Here is an 18174-nt window from a genome sequence, read left to right as displayed (position 1 = left end):
GATGAACGCCGGAGGCGCAACGCAGAATGGAGCGGGCATGTATCGACCATTGATTCTCGCGGTGGTTGCTCTCGGGCTCGCGGGGTGCGCGGCGCCCGGCGGCGCGGAAGCGCCGGCGACGGCGCCGACGCCCAACGCCGCCCCGGACCGGCCGGCGGCGTCATTCGCCGATTGGCGCGCCGGGTTCCGCCAGCGCGCGCTGGCCGCCGGAATCTCGGCCGCCACCTTCGATCGCGCCTTCGCCGGCGTCTCGCCGAACGACAAGGTGGTGGAGCTTGACCGGTTCCAGCCCGAATTCACCCGCCCGATCTGGAGCTATCTGGACAGCGCCGTCTCCGACTCCCGCATTGCGACCGGGCGCGAGGAGCTGGCGGCGCAATCCGCCACCCTCGCGCAGGTCAAGGCGACATACGGCGTCGACCCCACCGTCGTTCTGGCGATCTGGGGGCTGGAGAGCGCCTATGGCGTCAATTACGGCTCGATCCCGGTGATCGAGAGCCTGGCGACGCTGGCTTATGAAGGCCGCCGCCGCGCCTTCGCCGAAGAGCAGTTGATCGAGGCGCTCAGGATCATCGACGCGGGCGACGTGACGCCCGGCCGCATGGTCGGCTCCTGGGCCGGCGCGATGGGGCACACCCAATTCATCCCGACATCGTTTCAGGCTTACGCGGTCGATTTCGATGGCGACGGCCGGCGCGATCTCTGGGCGACGGATCCGGCCGACGCGCTCGCGTCGACGGCGAATTATCTCGCCCGGTTCGGCTGGCGGCTGGGCGAGCCCTGGGGGGTCGAGGTCGCGCTGCCGCGCGGCTTCGATTTCACGCTCGCGGATCAGGACCTCCGCCGCCCGGTCGCGGATTGGCGGGCCGCCGGCGTCACCCTGGTCGACGGAGGCCCGCTCCCCGACCATGGCGAGGCGGCGATCCTGCTTCCGGCGGGCGCCAACGGGCCCGCTTTCGCGCTCTTTTCGAATTTCGACGTGATCCGCAGGTACAACAACGCCACATCCTATGCGCTCGCGGTCGGCCATCTCAGCGACCGGATCGGGGGGGGCCAGCCGTTCCAGACCGCGTGGCCGCGGAGCGATCCGCCGCTGAGCCGTTCGGAGGCGGAGGAGATGCAGCGCCGGCTGACCGGCCTCGGGTTCGACACGCAGGGCGTCGACGGGATCATCGGCCCGATGAGCCGCGCCGCGATCCGGAATTTTCAGGCCGCGCGCGGTCTCACCCCGGACGGCTACGCCTCCGCCGCCCTTCTTGGCGCGCTCCGCGCCGCCGGGAACTGAACGCCGGAAAGGGGTCCGGGCTCAGGCCGTCAGCCCCTCCGGCTCGGGGAGCCCGTTCGCCCGCGCGAAGGCGGTCAGCGTATTCGCCAGCAGGCAGGCGATGGTCATCGGCCCGACGCCGCCCGGGACGGGCGTGATCGCGCCGGCGACAGGGGCGACGGAGGCGAAATCCACGTCGCCGACCAGCCGCATCTTGCCGCCCTCCCCCGGAATCCGGTTGATGCCGACATCGATCACCGTCGCGCCGGGCTTCACCCAGTTCGCCTTCACCAATTCCGGCCGCCCCACAGCGGCGACGAGAATATCCGCGCCCGCGCAGACCTCCGCGACGTCAACCGTGCGGCTATGGGCGATGGTGACGGTGCAACTGTCGCGAAGCAGGAGCTGCGCCATCGGCTTGCCGACGATGTTGGAGCGGCCGAGGACCACCGCGCTCTTGCCTGACAGGTCGCCATGGCGCTCGCGGAGCATCATCAGACAGCCCAGGGGCGTGCAGGGAACCATCGCCTTCTGTCCGGTGGCGAGGCGCCCGACATTCGAGATATGAAATCCGTCCGCGTCCTTCTCGGGAGCGATCGCGTTGATGACCAGATCTTCGTCGAGATGATCCGGCAACGGCAGTTGCACGAGGATCCCGTGCACCGCCGGGTCCTCGTTCAGCCGGCGGATCAGCCGCAGAAGTTCCTCTTCCGAGGTGGCGGCGTCGAGCCGATGCTCGAAACTGGCCATCCCGGCGGCGACTGTCTGCTTGCCCTTGTTGCGGACATAGATCTCGGAGGCCGGATCCTCTCCAACCAGAACCACCGCGAGGCCGGGCGTTCCGCCATGCTCCGTCTTCAGTTTTGCGACATGCGCGCCGACGCGCGCGCGAATCGTTGCGGCGAAGGCTTTGCCGTCAATGAGGGCGGCGGTCATGGCGATCTCCCCTTGGCGTCTCGATGGTGATTTCCGACTTCACCGAATTGGCGATGAAACACGCGTGATGGGCCGCCTCGTGAAGCGCGGCCTCCGCTTCGGCGTCCGGCCCGTGGGTCCAGCGGACCTTGGGGCGGAGCGTCACATGGCTGATCCAGAGCGCGCCGGCGTCGTTCTTCGTCATCACGCCGAAGGCCCGGTCGTCATAGCTCTCGGCGGTGAAGCCCTCGCGGCGGGCGAGGTCCAGAAACCAGAGCATATGGCAGGCGGCGAGCGCCGCGACGAACGCCTCCTCAGGGTCGACCGCAGCCGGGTTCGACCACGGCGCGGGCACGATCCCCGGGGATGGAGAGCCGGTCACCACCGCGCCGCCGTCGAAAAGAAGCTCATGCGCGCGGGAGTAGCGGCCCGAAGCCATGTCGCCTCTCAGCTTCCATCTTACGCGCGCCTCATGCTTCATTTCATTCCTCAGGTTTGAAATTGACCCGATGCGCCCATTCCGAGCCGTCGGAAATGACAAGCGACGTGAACCCCATCACCTGCAGAATGTCGTAGAACGTCCCTTCCAGGTCGAGGTTCTGCTCCCGGAAGAATTCCGTCCCGCGCAGGTTCGAGGTCATCTGCGCGAGAAGCGCCCGCGCGCGGAACAGGGTCCGGAACACCTCGTCGTCGAGCGCGACGACGATCAGACGATCCGAGTCGGCCCCTTTCTCGAAAAGCACGTAGCGCGGGCTCTCGGGCGCCGCAAGCTGCGCCTTGGTGATGGCGGTGACGAAATTCACCCGCACCTCCCGATTGGAGATTTGACCCGGCGTCAGCGTCCGCGCGAAGGTCTCCTCCGAGGTCACCGGCGGATAATAGTAGTTCGCATATTGATCCTCCGCCGCCGCGGCCGCGCCCGTGAGACAGGCCGCGAGGCTGAGAGCGACGATCACACGATGGCGCATGGCTCATCTCCTCCTGATGGTTTCGACACGACGCGCGCGGAGCCCGCCCCCGCCCTCATGAAAGCCCCTCGATCTCGCCCGCCGCGTTGATCCGGATGTTCTCGGCGGACGGGACGCTCGGCAGGCCCGGCATGGTCATGATCTCGCCGCAGATGACGACGACGAAGCCGGCGCCGGCGGCGAGACGGACCTCCCGGACCGGCACCGAATGTCCGGTCGGCGCGCCGCGCCGGTTCGGGTCCGTGGTGAAGGAATACTGCGTCTTCGCCATGCAGATCGGCAGATGGCCGTAGCCGGCCTCCTCCCAGTCGCGGAGCTGATCGCGGATCTTCTTGTCCGCCAGCACCTCGTCGGCGTGATAGATCTCCCGCGCGATCGTCTCGATCTTCTCGAAAAGCGGCATCTCGTCGGGGTAGAGCGGCGCGTATTGCGCGGATTTCCCGTCGATGATCTCGACGACCTTCGAGGCCAGCGCCTCGGCCCCGGCGCCGCCCTCGGCCCAGTGCCGGCAGACCACCGTCTCCGCGCCCATGGTCTTCACATAGGCTTTCACCGCCTCGATCTCGGCGTCGGTGTCGGTGACGAAATGGTTGATCGCCACCACCGCCGGGACGCCGAACTTCTTCATGTTCTGGATATGCCGGCCGAGATTCGGGCACCCCTTCTCCACCGCCTCGACATTCTCCGGCCCGAGATCGTTCTTGGCGACGCCGCCGTTCATCTTCATCGCCCGCACCGTGGCGACGATCACCACCGCCTGCGGCGCGATCCCGGCCTTGCGGCACTTGATGTTGAGAAATTTCTCCGCGCCGAGATCGGCGCCGAAGCCGGCCTCCGTCACCACGTAATCGGCGAGCTTCAACGCGGTTTTCGTCGCGATCACCGAATTGCAGCCATGGGCGATATTGGCGAACGGCCCGCCATGAACGAAGGCCGGGTTGTTCTCCAGCGTCTGCACGAGGTTGGGCTGCATCGCCTGCGCGAGAAGCACCGTCATCGCGCCCTCCGCCTTCAGATCCCGGCAATAGACCGGGCTCTTGTCGCGCCGATAGCCGATGATGATCGAGCCGAGGCGCTTTTCAAGATCGGCGAGATCGGTTGCGAGACAGAGGATCGCCATCACCTCGGACGCGACGGTGATGTCGAACCCCGTCTCCCGCGGGAAGCCGTTGGCGACGCCGCCAAGGCTGGCCGTGATCTGCCGCAGCGCGCGGTCGTTCATGTCCATGACCCGCCGCCAGGTGATGCGGCGAATGTCGATGCCGAGCTTGTTCCCCCAGTAGACGTGATTGTCGATCATCGCGGAGAGCAGGTTATGCGCCGACGTGATCGCGTGGAAATCTCCGGTGAAATGAAGGTTCATCTCCTCCATCGGCACGACCTGCGCGTAGCCGCCGCCGGCGGCGCCGCCCTTCATCCCGAAGCAGGGGCCGATCGACGCTTCGCGGATGCAGACCGCCGCGCGCTTGCCGATCCGGTTCAACCCGTCGACGAGGCCGACCGTCGTCGTCGTCTTCCCTTCGCCGGCCGGGGTCGGGTTGATCGCGGTGACGAGGATCAGGTGGCCGTCCTTCCGGGATTCCTGCGCCTTGATGAACTCGGCGGAGATCTTCGCCTTGTCATGGCCGTAAGGCAGAAGGTGCTCCGCCGGAACGCCGAGCCGGGCGCCTATTTCCTGAATTGGCAGTTTCTTCGCGGCGCGCGCGATTTCGATATCGGTCTTGGCGGCCATGTCTTGTTTCCTTCCCTGCGGGTCTGCGCTCGTTTGTTATATCGGGAGTATCCCGGTCCTGACGCATTGCATAGGTCGGAAATCCGCCGCGTCTTGTCAAAGCGCGGGGCCCTCCCTCCCTCTTTCGCACGGACCTGAGCGACGGGCGCGCCTATTCCGCGGCCACCCGCGCGGGCGCCTGGCCGCGGCCGTAGGCGTCGCGAACGATGGCGGCGAGCCGTTCGATCAGCGGCCGTTTCGGGCCGTCGGCGAGGTAGAGATTGATCCGGATCGGCGGCAGTTCCGGAAGCGCGCCGTCATGGGCGATCACCTCGAAATGCGGCGGAACCGAGCTGGCGATTTGCGTGTGGACCGCGAGATCGGCGGAAACCGTCGCCTCCACCACGCGGGTCTGGTCGCTCTCCACCGCCATCTCCCAGGAGACGCCCGCCTCGTCGAGCGCCCGCTGCGCCAGCGCCCGGAAGACGCAGCCCCGCTCATAGGCGAGTTTCAGCGGCCGCGCCTTCCAGGCCGCGCCGCCATGCGCCCCGACCCAGACGAGGCGGCCATCCTCGAGCGGCTCGCCGCCAAGGCCGGTCCGCGCTTCGGTGGTCAGGATCAGGTCCGCCGCGCCCCGCGCCCAATCCTCCTTCAGCCGCCGGGTGAAGGACGAAACGAGGCTGACCTTCATCCGGGGGAACTCGCGATGAAACCGCTGCAGGATCAGCGGCACATGCGGATAGATCACGTCGCAAGGGACGCCGAACACCAGTTCGCCCTCGAAATCCTCATGGGTCATCCGGCCCCAGACCTCGTCGTTGAGCGCCACCATCCGCCGCGCGTACCCAAGCAGCAATTCGCCCCCTGACGTCAGCGAGACGCCGCGTCCGGCGCGGTCGAACAAAGGCTGGCCCAAGGCCTGCTCAAGACGTTTCATCTGCATCGAGACGGCGGATTGCGTCAGGTTCAACCGGATCGCGGCGGCGGTCACCTTGCCTTCGTCGGCGACGGTCATGAAGCTTCGGAGAGCGGTCAGATCGAGATTGCGCGTCATATCAAACCTCGTGATCAAGGCGGTCATATAAATTCATGTTCATTAATTCGCGCCCGCCGACCATATCAATCGCGGCGGCCGAGGCCACGGCTCGCGCGGCGTCACCGCCTTCCCGCGCCGTCGGCGAGCGGATAGCGCGCGATCTCCTCGTAGACGGGCGCGGCGCGGCCCAGCGTCGAGCGGAAAAGGCCGAAGCTCTCCACGAGGATCGGCCCGGCCATGAAGCCCCCGCCCGCCTGCAGCCAGCGGGCGACGCGGGACGCGCTCATCTCGCCCGGCTTCAACCTCTTCAGGGTGACATGGGGTGAAAACCGCTCCGCCGGCAGCGCCACGCCGGCGCCGCGCGCGGCCTGCGCGACCTTGCTTTGGAGATGAAAGAGCGCGGGCTCGGCCCGGACCCCGGCGTAAAGAAGGCGCGGCCGGGCGCCGCCGAACGCGGCGACGCCATCGAGCGTGATCTCGAACGCCGGCGCCCTGATCGCGCCCAGCGCGGCGTGCAGATCGGCGGCGACCGCGCCGTCGACTTCGCCGAAAAAGCCGAGCGAGAGATGCAGATTCTCCCACGCCGTCACGCGCCCCTCAGGCACGCCCCTCTGAAGCGCGCTCAACCGGTCGCGGATTTCGGGCTCGAACCCGATCGCGGCGAAGAGACGCACGGCTCAGCGCCCGTCCCGCGCTTTCGCGATCAGCTCGAGCGCGAGCGGCCCGAACCGCTCGACCAGCTTGCCGACGCCGGCCGCGTTGGGATGAATTCCATCGGCCTGAAAGAGCGCCGGTTTCCCGGGCAGCCCTTCGAGGAAGAAGGGATCGTAGAGCGCGCCGTATTTCTCCGCGAGCTCCGGATAGAGCGCGTCGAATTCCGCCTTGTAGTCGGGGCCGTAGTTCAGCGGCGCCTTCATGCCGGTCAGCAGCACCGGCAGGCCGCGGGCCGCGGCTTCGCTCAGGATCGCGGCGATATTCTCGCGGGTGGCGGCCGGGTCGATGGCCCGCAGAAGATCGTTGCCGCCAAGCTCCACGATCAGCGCGTCCGCTCCGCCGCCGAGCGCCCAGTCGAGCCGCGCCCGGCCGCCGGCAGACGTGTCGCCGCTGACGCCGGCGTTGACCACGACGGCGTCCGGCGCGCCATTCGCCCTGAGCCAGGCCTCCAGCCGCGGCGCGAATCCCTCCTCCGCGGGGAGCCCATATCCCTGGATGAGGCTGTCGCCGAGCGCGACGAGCCTGATCTCCGCCTGGGCCGCGACGGCGCAAACCGCCAGAGCCGCCGCCAGCGCCGCCTTGCGCAGCAGCCCTTTCACGCCATATCGGACTGCACCACACATCATCTCCGGATCCGTTCCATGACCACCGCGTTCTCCCTTAAAGATGTGCGCCTCTCGCTCGCCGCCAAGGCCGGGCCGGTCGATATCCTGCGCGGGATCGACCTCGAGGTCGAGACCGGGCGGTCCCTCGGCGTTCTCGGCCCGTCCGGCTCCGGCAAATCCTCTCTCCTGATGATCATGGGCGGGCTGGAGCGCGCGACGGGGGGCGAGGTGCGCGCGCTCGGCCACGATCTCACCGCGATGGACGAAGACGCGCTCGCGCGGTTCCGCCGCGACAACATGGGCGTCGTGTTCCAGAGCTTCCATCTCATCCCGACGATGACGGCGCTTGAGAACGTCGCCGCGCCGCTGGAGCTGGCCGGCGCGCGCGACGCCTTCGAGCGGGCGGCGGCGGAGCTGGCGGCGATGGGCCTCGCCGGACGCGAAGATCACTATCCCGCGCAGCTTTCGGGCGGCGAGCAGCAGCGCGTGGCGCTCGCCCGCGCCTCCGCGCCGCGCCCGAAGATTTTGCTGGCGGACGAGCCGACCGGCAATCTCGACAGCGCCGCCGGCGCGGTGATCGTCGATGCGCTCTTCGATCTTCAGAGCCGCCACGGCGCGACGCTGATCCTGGTCACGCACGCGCCGGCGCTCGCCGCGCTCTGCGACCGCGCGATCCGGATCGAGGATGGCCGGGCGACGGAAGCGCCCGACGCCGCGCGGCAAGCCGCGTGAGGCCCGCGCTCGCGTTTCGTTTCGCGCTCCGCGAGATGCGGGGCGGCCTGAGGGGCTTTCGCGTCTTCCTTCTCTGCCTCGCGCTCGGCGTCGCGGCGGTGGCGGCGGTCGGCTCGGTCAAGGCCGCGATCGAGGCGGGCCTCGCGGATCAGGGCCGCGCCATCCTCGGCGGCGACGTCGAGATCCGCCTCACCTACCGGCGGGCGGACGCGGCCGAGCGCGCCCGGGTTCAAGGCGTCGCCGAAGAGCTCTCCGAGATCGTCGATTTCCGCTCCATGGCGGTCGCGACCAGCCGGATCAGCGGCGAGGTCGAGCGCGGGCTGGCGCAGGTGAAGGGCGTCGACGCCGCCTATCCGCTCTACGGCGAGGTCGGGCTCTCGCCCACCGGGCCGCTTTCGGCCGCGCTCGCCCCCCAAGAGGGGCTGCCGGGCCTGGTGATGCAGCAGGTCCTGATCGACCGCATGGGGCTCAGGCTCGGCGACGAGGTGAAGCTCGGCGGCGCCCGGTTCAGGCTGACCGCGGCCCTGACGGCGGAGCCGGACGGCGTCTCCGCCGGGTTCAGCCTCGGCCCGCGGGTCATCGTGGCGACCGAGGCGCTGGAAGGCTCCGGCCTTCTCGGCGAAGGCTCGTTCTTTGAAAGCGCGCTCCGGTTGAAGCTGCCGGAGGGCGCCAGCCTCGGCGCGCTGAAATCCAGCCTCGCCGCGGATATCGAGGCGGGCGGCTGGCGTTGGCGCGACCGTCGGGACGGCGCGCCCGGCGTTCGGCGGTTCGTGGAGCGAATCGGCGCGTTTCTCGTGCTTGTCGGGCTCGCCGCGCTCGCGGTCGGCGGCGTCGGCGTCGCCTCGGCGGTGCGCTCCTACATGGCCGAGAAGACCGAGACCATCGCCACGCTGAAAACCATCGGCGCGTCGGGCGGCGGCGTTTTCCTGATCTATCTGATCCAGATCGGCGCGTTGACGAGCGCCGGCGTCCTGCTCGGGCTCGCGCTCGGCGCCGGGGGGCCGGCGCTGATCGGGCCGCTCTTCGCGGCGGCGCTGCCGGTCCCGGCGCTCTTCGGCCTCTACGCCGCGCCGATGGCGGAAGCCGCGATCTATGGCGCGCTGACGGCGTTTCTTTTCGCGCTCTGGCCGTTGACGCAGGTGCGCCGGGTGCGCGCGGCGGCGCTTTTCCGCGACAGCGCCGCCCCGGCGAAGAGCGCTCGGCGCGCGGGGGACATCGCGGCGCTTCTTGGGCTTCTCGCGCTCCTCATCGCGGCGGCGCTCGCCTTTTCCGGCGCGCCCGTGCTCGCCGGCTGGTTCATCGCCGGGATCGGGGCGGCGCTGGCCGCGCTCTGGCTCGTCTCCAAACTGGTTGGGCGCGGCGCGGCGAAGGCGGCGCGGGCGGCGCGCGGGCGCCCCGCGCTCCGCCTCGCGCTCGCCGCCGTCGGCGGCCCCGGCGGCGAGACGACCTCCGCCGCGCTTTCCCTCGGGCTCGGGCTCGCCGTGCTGGCCGCGATCGGACAGGTCGACCACAACATGCAGAGGCTGATCGCGCAGCAGTTGCCGGCGGAAAGCCCCGCCTATTTCTTCATCGACATCCAGAACGCGCAGCTCGACGGCTTCCTCGCCGCCGCGCAAGGCGCGCCCGGCGTCGGCGAGATCACGACCGCGCCGATGCTTCGCGGGGTCGTCACCGCGCTCGCGGGCGTGCCAGCCGCGGAAGCGCGCAAGCGCGTCGCGCCCGGCGCGCGCTGGGTGCTGAACGGCGACCGCGGCGTCTCCTACGCCGCCCGGCCGCCGAAGGGCGCGGCGCTCACCGAAGGCGAATGGTGGCCCGCCGATTACGCCGGGCCGCCGCTCGTCTCGTTTTCGGCGGAAGAGGGGCGCGAACTCGGCCTCCGGATCGGCGATACGATCAGCGTCAACATCCTCGGGCGCGACCTGACCGCGACCATCGCAAATTTCCGCGAGATCGACTGGCGCGCGATGGGGATCAATTTCCTGATGATCCTCGACCCCGGGGCGATGGCGGGGGCGCCGCACTCCCACATCGCCGCCGTCCACGCCGCCCCGGAGGCCGAAGCGCCGCTCGTGCGCGCGGTCGGCGGCGCGTTTCCGAATGTGACCGCGATCCGGGTGCGGGACGCCATCGAGCGCGTCTCGGCCGGTCTCGCGGGGGTCGCCGCGGCGTCCCGCTGGGCGGCGGCGGCGGTTCTGGCGACGGGGCTCGTCGTCCTGATCGGCGCGGCGGCGGCGGGGGAGCGGGCGCGCGCCTACGAAGCGGCGATCCTCAAGGTTCTGGGCGCCAGCCGGGCGCGGATTCTCGCGAGCTTCGCGCTCCGCGCGGGGCTCGTCGGCGCGGCGACGGGAGTCGCCGCAATCGGCTTCGGCGCGGCGGCCGGCTGGGGCGTCGTGACTTTCGTGCTCGAGAGCGACTTCCGCTTCGACGCGCCCGGCGCGCTGGCCGTGGTCGGCGGCGCCGCTCTCGCCTCGCTCTGCGCCGGACTCGCCTTCGCCTGGCGGCCCCTTTCGCGCCGGCCGGCGGCGATCCTGAAGGCGCGCGAGTAACGCTTGAATTCCACGCCGCCTCCACCGATATTATCAGAGAATGAAGGCTTCCTGGGACAGGCGGCCTCCGCAAGAGATGGATAACGGAGAGGACACAGCTCTTATGGCTGACTATCAAACAGCGGTCCGGCACGGCGGCGCGACGCGCGTCGATATCGATGTCGGGCTTCGCGCCTACATGAACAAGGTCTACTCGCTGATGGCGGTCGCGATGGCGATCACCGGGGTGGTGGCTTACGTCTTCGGCAACGATCTCTATGCGGTGATGACCCAGCAGGAGACGATGCTGGTGCCCTCGGGCGTGATCGTCGCGCTCTTCAATTCGCCGCTGAAATGGGCGGTGATGTTCGCCCCGCTGATCTTCGTTTTCGCGTTCGCGGCGGCGATCAACAAGATGTCCGCCTCGACCGCCCAGATGGTGTTCTGGGCCTTTGCGGCGGTGATGGGGATCTCGATCTCGTCGATCTTCGCGATCTACACCGGCATGTCGATCGCGCAAACCTTCTTCGTGACGGCGATCGCCTTCCTCGGCCTCAGCCTCTACGGCTACACGACGAAGCGCGATCTGTCCGGCATGGGCGCATTCCTGATCATGGGCGTGATCGGCCTGGTCGTGGCGATGGTGGTGAACATCTTCCTCGCATCGTCGGCGCTGCAGTTCGCGATTTCGGTGATCGGCGTCCTGATCTTCGCTGGGCTCACCGCCTTCGACACCCAGCGGCTGAAGAGAGAATATCTGCACTATTCGCAGATGGGCGCCGACGGCGCGGCCTATCTGTCGAAAGGAGCGATCATGGGGGCGCTCAGCCTCTATCTGAACTTCCTCAACATGTTCATGTTCCTCCTTCAGTTCCTCGGCGCGGCGCGTGAATGATCCGTTAACCGGCCGAAGCTAGATGTGGGCCGGGGCGAACGCCCCGGCCCTTTTTCGTGATGCGCGGCCCGGGCTGGCGCCAGGGGCGGCGGGGGCGTATCAGACGTGGCCCACTTCATCGCTGCAAGACCGGGAATTCGGACATGGCCTTACCAGACTGGGCGCGAAGCAGCGCGCCGGATGGTCGATTCGCCTCTGCGCGCGGCGGCGTCGGGCGCGGTCTGTCGCTGAACCTCGTCGCCGCGGTCTTTCAGTTTCTCGGCGCGATCCTCAGCACGATCGTTCTTTCACGCATCCTTCTGGCCGAGGATTTCGGCGTCTACGGCATGATCATGCCGTTCATCTCGATCATTCTCCTCATCGTCGACGGCGGGGCGATCTACTACATGCTCCGCAGCCCCCGGGTGGTCGAGCGCGAGACGGATATGCTTTTCTGGTATGCGCTGACCTGCGGCGCGGTCGGGACGGCCGCTCTCGTTCTTGCGCTTCCCGCGATCGCGTGGGCGATGGACGAGCCCCGCCTGATCGGCGCCGGAGCGGTCGCGTCCCTCGCGCTCTTTTTCACCGCCCTCGGCTCGCAGCATGGCGCGCTGATGATGCGCTGTTTCCGGAACGATCTCCGGGCGCTCGCGATCATCGGCGGAGTCATTGTCGGGGTCACGGCCGGCATTGCGCTCGGCGTCGCCGGATTCGGCTATTGGGCGCTGATCGCGCTCCTGGTTCTGCGCGTCGGCGTCATCAGCCTGCTCAATTTCGGCCTCTCCCGCTGGCGCCCCGGCCCGCCCCGCTGGGACCGGGCGCTGATGTCCGACATCTTCCGGCTGATACGGCCGACCCTCCGCGGGCGCATCGTTCTCGCGCTGGTGCGCGAGAGCGACAAGATCATCATCGGCGTGCTCTATTCCACGACGCTCGCCGGATTCTACGTCTTCGCGCAGATGCTCTCGGTTGTGCCTCTCCAGCAAATCCTGGCGCCGTCGGTTTCCGTCGTCATGCCCTGGCTGGCTGAATTCAAATCAGATCAAAAACAGGTGTTCGCCCGGTCCTGGGATCTGCTCTGCATCTTCGTCTATGTGGCTCTCGCCCCCTGCCTTTTCGCTTCATTCTTCGCGGGGGCTCTTTTCGCGCTGGTGCTTGGACCGGAGATGCAGCCTTCTGCGGAACCCTTCCGAATCCTGATACTCTCGGCCGTCACAGGGCTCACCTTCACCCTTGTCGGGATCACCTTTCAGGTCATGGACCGGCCGGACATTGTCGAGCGCCAGACTCTTCTCATGGCTGTGATTTTCGCGGCCTGCTATGGGGTGGCGGCTTTCGACACCCGGTTTGAATCCATCGCGGTCGCCACGCTCGTGGGCAATCTGGCCGCCTTGGGGATCTGCATCGCCGCCTGCTTCAGATTTTTCGAAACCGCCGCCGCCGCTCCGTTATGGCGGCTCGCGCGGTCCGCCGGGGCCGCCGCTCTGCCGGCGCTGACCGTGCTCGCCCTGGACAGCGCCTTCACGCCGGGCGCGCTCACCGGCTTTGAGACCGGCGATCTCGCGCTGATCATCCTCGCGTTCCTGTTGATCTACGTTGGGCTCGGCTCCTGGCTTTTCAAAGTTCACCCACGCGATATTTTACGTTACGCGCGCGGCATAAAATAAGGCCGCTCGCCCTTTGCTTCGCCGAATTCGCTGCTAATCTCGCCTACAAAAGAAAGCCATCTGAATAACGGAGGACACCATGCGCGACTTGATGCAACACTGGGAGATGCGGGTTTCGCATATTCTCGACCATGCCGCGAAATATCACCCGAATCGCGCCATCATCTCGCGCTCGGTCGAAGGGCCGATCGAAACCACGAACTGGGCCGGAATTCACCGCGGAGCGAAGCAGACGGCGCAGGCGCTGGTCAAATCGGGCATGAAGCCGGGGGAGCCGGTCGGCGTCATGGCCTGGAACACCGCGCGCCACCTGAAGGTCTGGTACGGCGTCTCCGGCGCCGGCTGCGTGCTGCACACGCTCAACCCGCGGCTTTCGGGCGCTCAACTCTCTTATATCATCAATCACGCCGAAGACCGGATCCTGATGGTGGATCCGGACCTCGCGCCGGTCATCGCCGCGATCGCGGATCAGCTGAAGACGGTGAAGCAATTCATCATCATGACCGACCGCGAGCACATGCCCGACGCCCTGCCGGGCGCGACTTGCTACGAGGACTGGATCGCGGAGCAGGACGGCGATTTCGAATGGGTGCCGGGCGATGAGCGGGACGCCTGCGGCATCTGCTACACCTCCGGGACCACCGGCAACCCGAAGGGCGTCGTCTACACCCACCGCTCCAACATGCTGCATGCGCTGGCGGCCTCGGCGCCCGATTGCGTCAACCTCTCGTCGCGCGACGTCCTGATGCCGGTCGTGCCGCTCTTTCACGCGAATGGCTGGTCGCTCGCCTACACCGGGCCGATGAACGGCGCCGCCATGGTGATGCCGGGCCGCGACATGACCCCCGCCGCGCTCTATGAAATGCTGGAGATGGGCGTCACCATAACCGCGGCGGTGCCGACGATCTGGCTCGGCCTGCTACGCTATCTGAATGAGGGCAAGAAGAGCTTTTCGAGCCTGAAACGGGTCATCATCGGCGGCTCCTCCTGTCCGCGCGCGGTGATCGAGGCGTTCCAGAACGTCTACGGCGTTCACGTTCTCCACGCATGGGGCATGACGGAGACCTCGCCGCTCGGCAGCACCGGCTCCTTCAAGCCGGAGGTGGCGGCGCTGGACGAGGAGGCCAAACTCGACATCCAGTGCACGGTCGGCCACCCGCCGTTCACCGTCGATCTGAAGATCACCGACGATGCGGGCGTCGAGCTTCCATGGGACGACAAGAGCCAGGGCAGACTCTGGATCCGGGGTCCGGCCGTCATCCGGCGCTATCTGAAGGCGGAAGAGGACGCCGTGGAGCCGGATGGGTGGCTCGACACCGGCGATGTCGCGACGATGGACCCCAACGCCTATGTCCGGATCACCGACCGCTCGAAGGACGTCATCAAATCGGGCGGCGAATGGATCAGTTCGATCGATATGGAGAACGCCGCCGTCGGCCATCCCGGCGTCGCGGAGGCGGCGGCGATCGGCGTGCCGCATCCGAAATGGGATGAGCGGCCGATCCTCGTCTGCGTCAAGGCGCCGGGGGCGAATCCGCCGCCTGAGGAAATCATCGAAATCGCCTCCAAGGGACTCGCCAGATGGCAGCGCCCGGACGACGTGCTCTTCGTCGACGACCTGCCGCACACCGCGACGGGCAAGATCTCCAAGCTCCACCTCCGGCAGCGACTGAAGGAGATGGACTACAAGCTCCCGGAGTTCCGCTGAAGGCGGCGGCGCGCGCCATTCGGATCCACCTCGCCGCCGCCGCGCCCCGAGCCGGCGGCGGCCTCCGCATTGAAGCCCCGGGCGCGGCCCAATATTGTGCGGCGCCGAATGGCGAGCGAAGGCGGAGTCGGGCATGACAGGTGAAGCGGCCTTGCTTCCCGGGGGCGGCGGCCCGTGGGGATCTTCGGCCAGTTCGGCGGCGCTCCGCCCCGTCTATTCAGGCCGGCGCGGGCGGCTCTTCCTGCTCGCGCTCTCACGGATGATCGTCACCATCCTCACGCTTGGAATCGGCCGATTCTGGATGGTCACGCGGCTCCGGCGGCATTACTGGTCGTCGATCATGATCGACGGCGCGCCGCTTGAATACACCGGGCGCGCCAGCGAGAAGCTGATCGGGTTCCTCGTCGCGGTGGTGATTTTGGCGGTCTATCTGTTGGTGGCGAATCTCGGGCTCACATTCATCAGCCTCTCGTGGTTCCAAGGAAACGTTCTGGCGTTGCAACTCCCCTTCATCGCGCTTTTTCCGCTGATCTTCTGGGCGCGATATCGGGCGCGGCGATATATTCTCGCGCGGACGCGCTGGCGCGGGATCCGTTTCGGCCTGGCGCCGGGCGCGTGGGGATACGCCGCGCGGGCCATGCTCTGGTGGGCCGCGACCCTGCTTTCGCTCGGCTTCCTGTACCCGCTGATGCAGATGAAGCTCGCGCGCTACGTCACCGATCGGAGCTACTATGGCGACCTTCCATTTCGGCAGCGGGGCGGCTGGGGGCCGCTGCTTCGAAGCTGGCTCTGGTTCTGGGCGCCGCTGGCCGCGCTCGCCGCTCTCCTCATCGTTGTGGGCGCCTCGTTGATCGGGGGTGATCCGTCCCGCATCCCGGGCCTGGCCGCGATCGCCATCGGCGCCGGCTTCGCGGCGGCCGTCTGGCTCGGCTTCGCTTTCATCCGGCATCAGGTGTTCAGCTTTCGCTATATCAACGGCGGCAAGCTCCTGGCCGGGCGAACCTTCGTCGAGATCGAGCTTGGCGTCTGGCGCGTGATCGGAATCTATCTTCTTGGCTGGCTGGTGATCGGCCTCGGCGTCGCGATCACCGGATTTGCGGCCTCCGCGACGGGGTTTGGCGCGCTGGTCGGGTTGGGGCGGGAGTCCGGCGTGATGGACAGCCTCGCCTCCGGCGAGGCGCCGCGCCTCTCCGGATTGATCGCCCTCGCCTTCGGCGCCCTCGTCTATCTGCCGGCGGTCGCCGCCTACACGGCTCTCGGACACGCCTTTCTCAATCATCCTCTGATTCGGGCGACGGTCGCCGCGACCCGGATTCACGGCCTCGCCGCGGCGGCGCGCGCGCGCCAGCGCCCCCATGACGACCAGGCCGAGGCGGGCGGCTTCGCCGATGCGCTCGGCGCCGATGTCGGCGGCGCGTTCTGATGACAGCACTCGCGCAATACGAACGGCTGGAGGCGTCGGGGCGCTATTTCGACGGCGAGACCGCGGCGCCGCGCGAGGTGATCGTGAAGTTCGGCGACGCGTCACTGATCCTGGCCACCCTCGACGACACGCCGATCACCCATTGGTCCCTGGCCGGGCTCCGCGACCTCGGGGCCGGGGAAGGCGCGCTGTCGCTCACGCCCGACGATGACGGCGACGAGCGGCTCGTACTGGAGGATCCCGACATGGTGGCGGCGATCCGTGCGGTTTGCCCCGATCTCGAGCGCCGCCGCGCGGTTCCGCGGTCTCGCTGGCGGCGCGCGTCGCTCTGGGCGGCGGCGGCGCTCGGCGCGATCTATCTGATCATCTTCCACATCGCGCCCGCGCTTTCCAACCAGATGGCGAAGATGATTCCGCCGGAAACCGAAGCTGCGATGGGAAGGGAGATGGCGAAGCAGTTCACGTCTCTCCTCTCCAAGGGCGAGCCGCGCTTTTGCTCCGGCGGCGCTGGAGGGAGGGCGCTGGACGCGATGGTCGCCAGAATTTCACGCCACGCCGACACGCATGCGCCGTTGACGGTGCGGGTGCTCGACAACCCGATGATCAACGCCTTCGCCCTCCCCGGCGGACAGATCATAATGTTCCGCGGGCTGCTCCGGGCGGTCGACAGCCCCGAAGCGCTCGCCGGGGTGCTCGCGCATGAGATCGGCCATGTGGCCGCGCGCGACCCGACGCGGCTGACGCTGCAATCGGCGGGAACGGCCGGCATGATCGGGCTGCTCCTCGGCGATTTCACCGGCGCGACCGTCACGGTCGCGTTGTCGGAGGCGCTCCTGCGCTCCGGCTATCAGCGGGAGGCCGAAGCCGCCGCCGACGCCTACGCGACGCGGCTCCTCGCCGCCGAGGGCTTGCCGACCGCGCCCCTGGCGGCGTTCTTCCTGAAGCTCAAGGAGAAGGAGGGGGAGGGCGCGCCGGTCCTCTCCCATTTGTCGTCGCATCCCGATCTCGACGGCCGCGCCGCCGCGACGCGAGCGGCCGACACCGTCGGAGACGCGCCCTTCGAGCCGGTGCTCTCCGATCAGGATTGGGTGGCGCTCCGCAACATCTGCAAATAGGGCTCTCAGCCCCGGATCAGATGAAACCGGGCGCCCGGGGTGATCGCCCCTTCGGCCTCGACCCGGCCCTCGGCGATCAACCCGAGAAGATGGGAGAACACATTGCGCGCGGCGGCGCCATGAAGCCTCGGGTCGACATCGGCGTAGATCGCGGCGGTCAGCGCGGCCGGCGTCGCGGCGCCCATCTCGTTCAACCCGGCGACGATCTGGGCCTCCCGGCCGCGCCGATGCTCGGCCTGATAGGCGATCATGCCTGACGGATCCGTCACCGGATGGCCGTGGCCCGGCCAGAACACCGCGTCGCCGCGCGCCGCCATCCGATCGAGGGACGCCATGAACGCCGCCATGTCCCCCTCGGGAGGCGACACGAGCGTCGTCGCCCATCCCATCACCAGATCGCCGGAGAAGACCCCCGCCCCCGCCAGATCGAAGGCGAGATGGTTTGAAAGATGGCCGGGCGTATGGATCGCCGTCAGCCGCGCGCCGCCGATCTCCAGCACGGCGCCATCCGCCATGACCTCATCGGGGGTGAAATCGTGATCGGCGCCTTCGCCGCCGCCGAATTCCGCGCCGGAGGCGGCCAGGTCCCTCATCATCGCGCTGGAGCCGGCGCCATGGCGCCCGAATCCGTATGTGGGCGCCCCGGTCGCCGCCTTCAGCGCGGCGACGCCCGGCGAATGGTCGACATGGGTGTGGGTGACGAGAATCGCGCCGACCCGCTCCCCCGGCGCGAGCGCGCCGAGCAGCGCCTTCAACTGGTCGTCCGAGGCGGGGCCGGGGTCGATGACCGCCACCTCGCCTTCCCCGACGATATAGCTTTGCGTTCCCGTGAACGTCATCGGCGAGGGGTTCGGCGCCGTCACGCGCCGCACCTGTGGCGCCAGACGCACGGGCGCTCCATATTCCACACTGGAGTC

Annotated in this window: 16 protein-coding genes; 8 read left to right on the top strand and 8 right to left on the bottom strand. The window is 68.3% G+C overall.

Going from position 1 to position 18174, the window contains the following annotated elements:
- Window positions 1–37 precede the first annotated feature (37 nt).
- Window positions 38–1285, top strand: coding sequence for a lytic murein transglycosylase (locus tag WG921_RS04940; RefSeq protein WP_340108108.1), 1248 nt, complete (start codon window positions 38–40; stop codon window positions 1283–1285).
- A 21-nt stretch (window positions 1286–1306) separates the two neighbouring features.
- Here WG921_RS04940 and folD read toward each other — a convergent pair whose 3' ends face one another.
- From folD to WG921_RS04905, 7 genes are all read right to left on the bottom strand, one after another.
- Window positions 1307–2200 carry a bifunctional methylenetetrahydrofolate dehydrogenase/methenyltetrahydrofolate cyclohydrolase FolD gene (folD, locus tag WG921_RS04935; RefSeq protein WP_340108107.1) on the bottom strand — a complete coding sequence of 298 codons (894 nt, stop codon included), beginning with the start codon at window positions 2198–2200 and terminating at the stop codon, window positions 1307–1309.
- Entirely contained in the window at window positions 2181–2660 is a 480-nt protein-coding gene (locus tag WG921_RS04930; RefSeq protein ID WP_340108106.1) for an OsmC family protein, read from the bottom strand. Before WG921_RS04930 ends, folD begins: the two co-directional genes overlap by 20 nt.
- Before the next feature lies 1 nt (window position 2661).
- The gene (locus WG921_RS04925) at window positions 2662–3147 is read right to left on the bottom strand and encodes a hypothetical protein (RefSeq protein WP_340108105.1); all 486 of its coding nucleotides are present in this window, start codon (window positions 3145–3147) and stop codon (window positions 2662–2664) included.
- A gap of 55 nt (window positions 3148–3202) precedes the next feature.
- Window positions 3203–4879: a formate--tetrahydrofolate ligase gene (locus WG921_RS04920; RefSeq protein ID WP_340108104.1), complete on the bottom strand. Its 1677-nt coding sequence runs from the start codon at window positions 4877–4879 to the stop codon at window positions 3203–3205.
- A 151-nt stretch (window positions 4880–5030) separates the two neighbouring features.
- A complete protein-coding gene (locus tag WG921_RS04915) occupies window positions 5031–5912 on the bottom strand; it encodes a LysR family transcriptional regulator (protein WP_340108103.1) in 882 nt (293 codons plus the stop codon).
- 101 nt (window positions 5913–6013) lie between these two features.
- Window positions 6014–6568, bottom strand: a complete 555-nt coding sequence (gene thpR, locus WG921_RS04910; protein ID WP_340108102.1) for an RNA 2',3'-cyclic phosphodiesterase — start codon at window positions 6566–6568, stop codon at window positions 6014–6016.
- Between the two features lie 3 nt (window positions 6569–6571).
- Window positions 6572–7234, bottom strand: coding sequence for an arylesterase (locus WG921_RS04905; RefSeq protein ID WP_340108101.1), 663 nt, complete (start codon window positions 7232–7234; stop codon window positions 6572–6574).
- Between the two features lie 15 nt (window positions 7235–7249).
- Here WG921_RS04905 and WG921_RS04900 point away from each other — a divergent pair, with 15 nt between their 5' ends.
- The 7 genes from WG921_RS04900 to WG921_RS04870 all read left to right on the top strand — a co-directional run bounded on the left by WG921_RS04900 (window position 7250) and on the right by WG921_RS04870 (window position 17257).
- Window positions 7250–7945 (top strand): ABC transporter ATP-binding protein, encoded by a 696-nt coding sequence (locus WG921_RS04900; protein WP_340108100.1) that lies wholly within the window; start codon window positions 7250–7252, stop codon window positions 7943–7945.
- Entirely contained in the window at window positions 7942–10491 is a 2550-nt protein-coding gene (locus WG921_RS04895) for an ABC transporter permease (RefSeq protein ID WP_340108099.1), read from the top strand. Before WG921_RS04900 ends, WG921_RS04895 begins: the two co-directional genes overlap by 4 nt.
- 103 nt (window positions 10492–10594) lie before the next feature.
- Window positions 10595–11365 (top strand): Bax inhibitor-1/YccA family protein, encoded by a 771-nt coding sequence (locus WG921_RS04890; protein ID WP_340108098.1) that lies wholly within the window; start codon window positions 10595–10597, stop codon window positions 11363–11365.
- Between the two features lie 143 nt (window positions 11366–11508).
- Window positions 11509–13011: an oligosaccharide flippase family protein gene (locus tag WG921_RS04885; RefSeq protein WP_340108097.1), complete on the top strand. Its 1503-nt coding sequence runs from the start codon at window positions 11509–11511 to the stop codon at window positions 13009–13011.
- A gap of 79 nt (window positions 13012–13090) precedes the next feature.
- Window positions 13091–14719, top strand: coding sequence for a long-chain-fatty-acid--CoA ligase (locus tag WG921_RS04880; RefSeq protein ID WP_340108096.1), 1629 nt, complete (start codon window positions 13091–13093; stop codon window positions 14717–14719).
- A 133-nt stretch (window positions 14720–14852) separates the two neighbouring features.
- On the top strand, window positions 14853–16142 hold the full coding sequence (locus WG921_RS04875) for a DUF898 family protein (protein ID WP_340108095.1): 1290 nt from the start codon (window positions 14853–14855) through the stop codon (window positions 16140–16142).
- Window positions 16142–17257 (top strand): M48 family metallopeptidase, encoded by a 1116-nt coding sequence (locus WG921_RS04870; RefSeq protein ID WP_340108094.1) that lies wholly within the window; start codon window positions 16142–16144, stop codon window positions 17255–17257. Before WG921_RS04875 ends, WG921_RS04870 begins: the two co-directional genes overlap by 1 nt.
- Window positions 17258–17262: 5 nt before the next feature.
- Here WG921_RS04870 and WG921_RS04865 read toward each other — a convergent pair whose 3' ends face one another.
- The gene (locus WG921_RS04865; RefSeq protein ID WP_340108093.1) at window positions 17263–18147 is read right to left on the bottom strand and encodes an MBL fold metallo-hydrolase; all 885 of its coding nucleotides are present in this window, start codon (window positions 18145–18147) and stop codon (window positions 17263–17265) included.
- Between the last annotated feature and the right edge of the window lie 27 nt (window positions 18148–18174).

It is taken from the genome of Paludibacillus litoralis (assembly GCF_037646705.1).
GTDB classification, from domain to species: domain Bacteria; phylum Pseudomonadota; class Alphaproteobacteria; order Rhodobacterales; family Rhodobacteraceae; genus Pikeienuella; species Pikeienuella litoralis.
This window is presented reverse-complemented; position numbering and strand designations above follow the sequence as displayed.

What these genes read in the sequence shown, in the direction of transcription:
- WG921_RS04940 (WP_340108108.1), top strand. Translation starts at nt 38, where the DNA reads ATGTATCGACCATTGATTCTCGCGGTGGTTGCTCTCGGGCTCGCGGGG.
- folD (WP_340108107.1), bottom strand. Translation starts at nt 2,200, where the DNA reads ATGACCGCCGCCCTCATTGACGGCAAAGCCTTCGCCGCAACGATTCGC.
- WG921_RS04930 (WP_340108106.1), bottom strand. Translation starts at nt 2,660, where the DNA reads ATGAAGCATGAGGCGCGCGTAAGATGGAAGCTGAGAGGCGACATGGCT.
- WG921_RS04925 (WP_340108105.1), bottom strand. Translation starts at nt 3,147, where the DNA reads ATGCGCCATCGTGTGATCGTCGCTCTCAGCCTCGCGGCCTGTCTCACG.
- WG921_RS04920 (WP_340108104.1), bottom strand. Translation starts at nt 4,879, where the DNA reads ATGGCCGCCAAGACCGATATCGAAATCGCGCGCGCCGCGAAGAAACTG.
- WG921_RS04915 (WP_340108103.1), bottom strand. Translation starts at nt 5,912, where the DNA reads ATGACGCGCAATCTCGATCTGACCGCTCTCCGAAGCTTCATGACCGTC.
- WG921_RS04905 (WP_340108101.1), bottom strand. Translation starts at nt 7,234, where the DNA reads ATGATGTGTGGTGCAGTCCGATATGGCGTGAAAGGGCTGCTGCGCAAG.
- WG921_RS04900 (WP_340108100.1), top strand. Translation starts at nt 7,250, where the DNA reads ATGACCACCGCGTTCTCCCTTAAAGATGTGCGCCTCTCGCTCGCCGCC.
- WG921_RS04890 (WP_340108098.1), top strand. Translation starts at nt 10,595, where the DNA reads ATGGCTGACTATCAAACAGCGGTCCGGCACGGCGGCGCGACGCGCGTC.
- WG921_RS04885 (WP_340108097.1), top strand. Translation starts at nt 11,509, where the DNA reads ATGGCCTTACCAGACTGGGCGCGAAGCAGCGCGCCGGATGGTCGATTC.
- WG921_RS04880 (WP_340108096.1), top strand. Translation starts at nt 13,091, where the DNA reads ATGCGCGACTTGATGCAACACTGGGAGATGCGGGTTTCGCATATTCTC.
- WG921_RS04875 (WP_340108095.1), top strand. Translation starts at nt 14,853, where the DNA reads ATGACAGGTGAAGCGGCCTTGCTTCCCGGGGGCGGCGGCCCGTGGGGA.
- WG921_RS04870 (WP_340108094.1), top strand. Translation starts at nt 16,142, where the DNA reads ATGACAGCACTCGCGCAATACGAACGGCTGGAGGCGTCGGGGCGCTAT.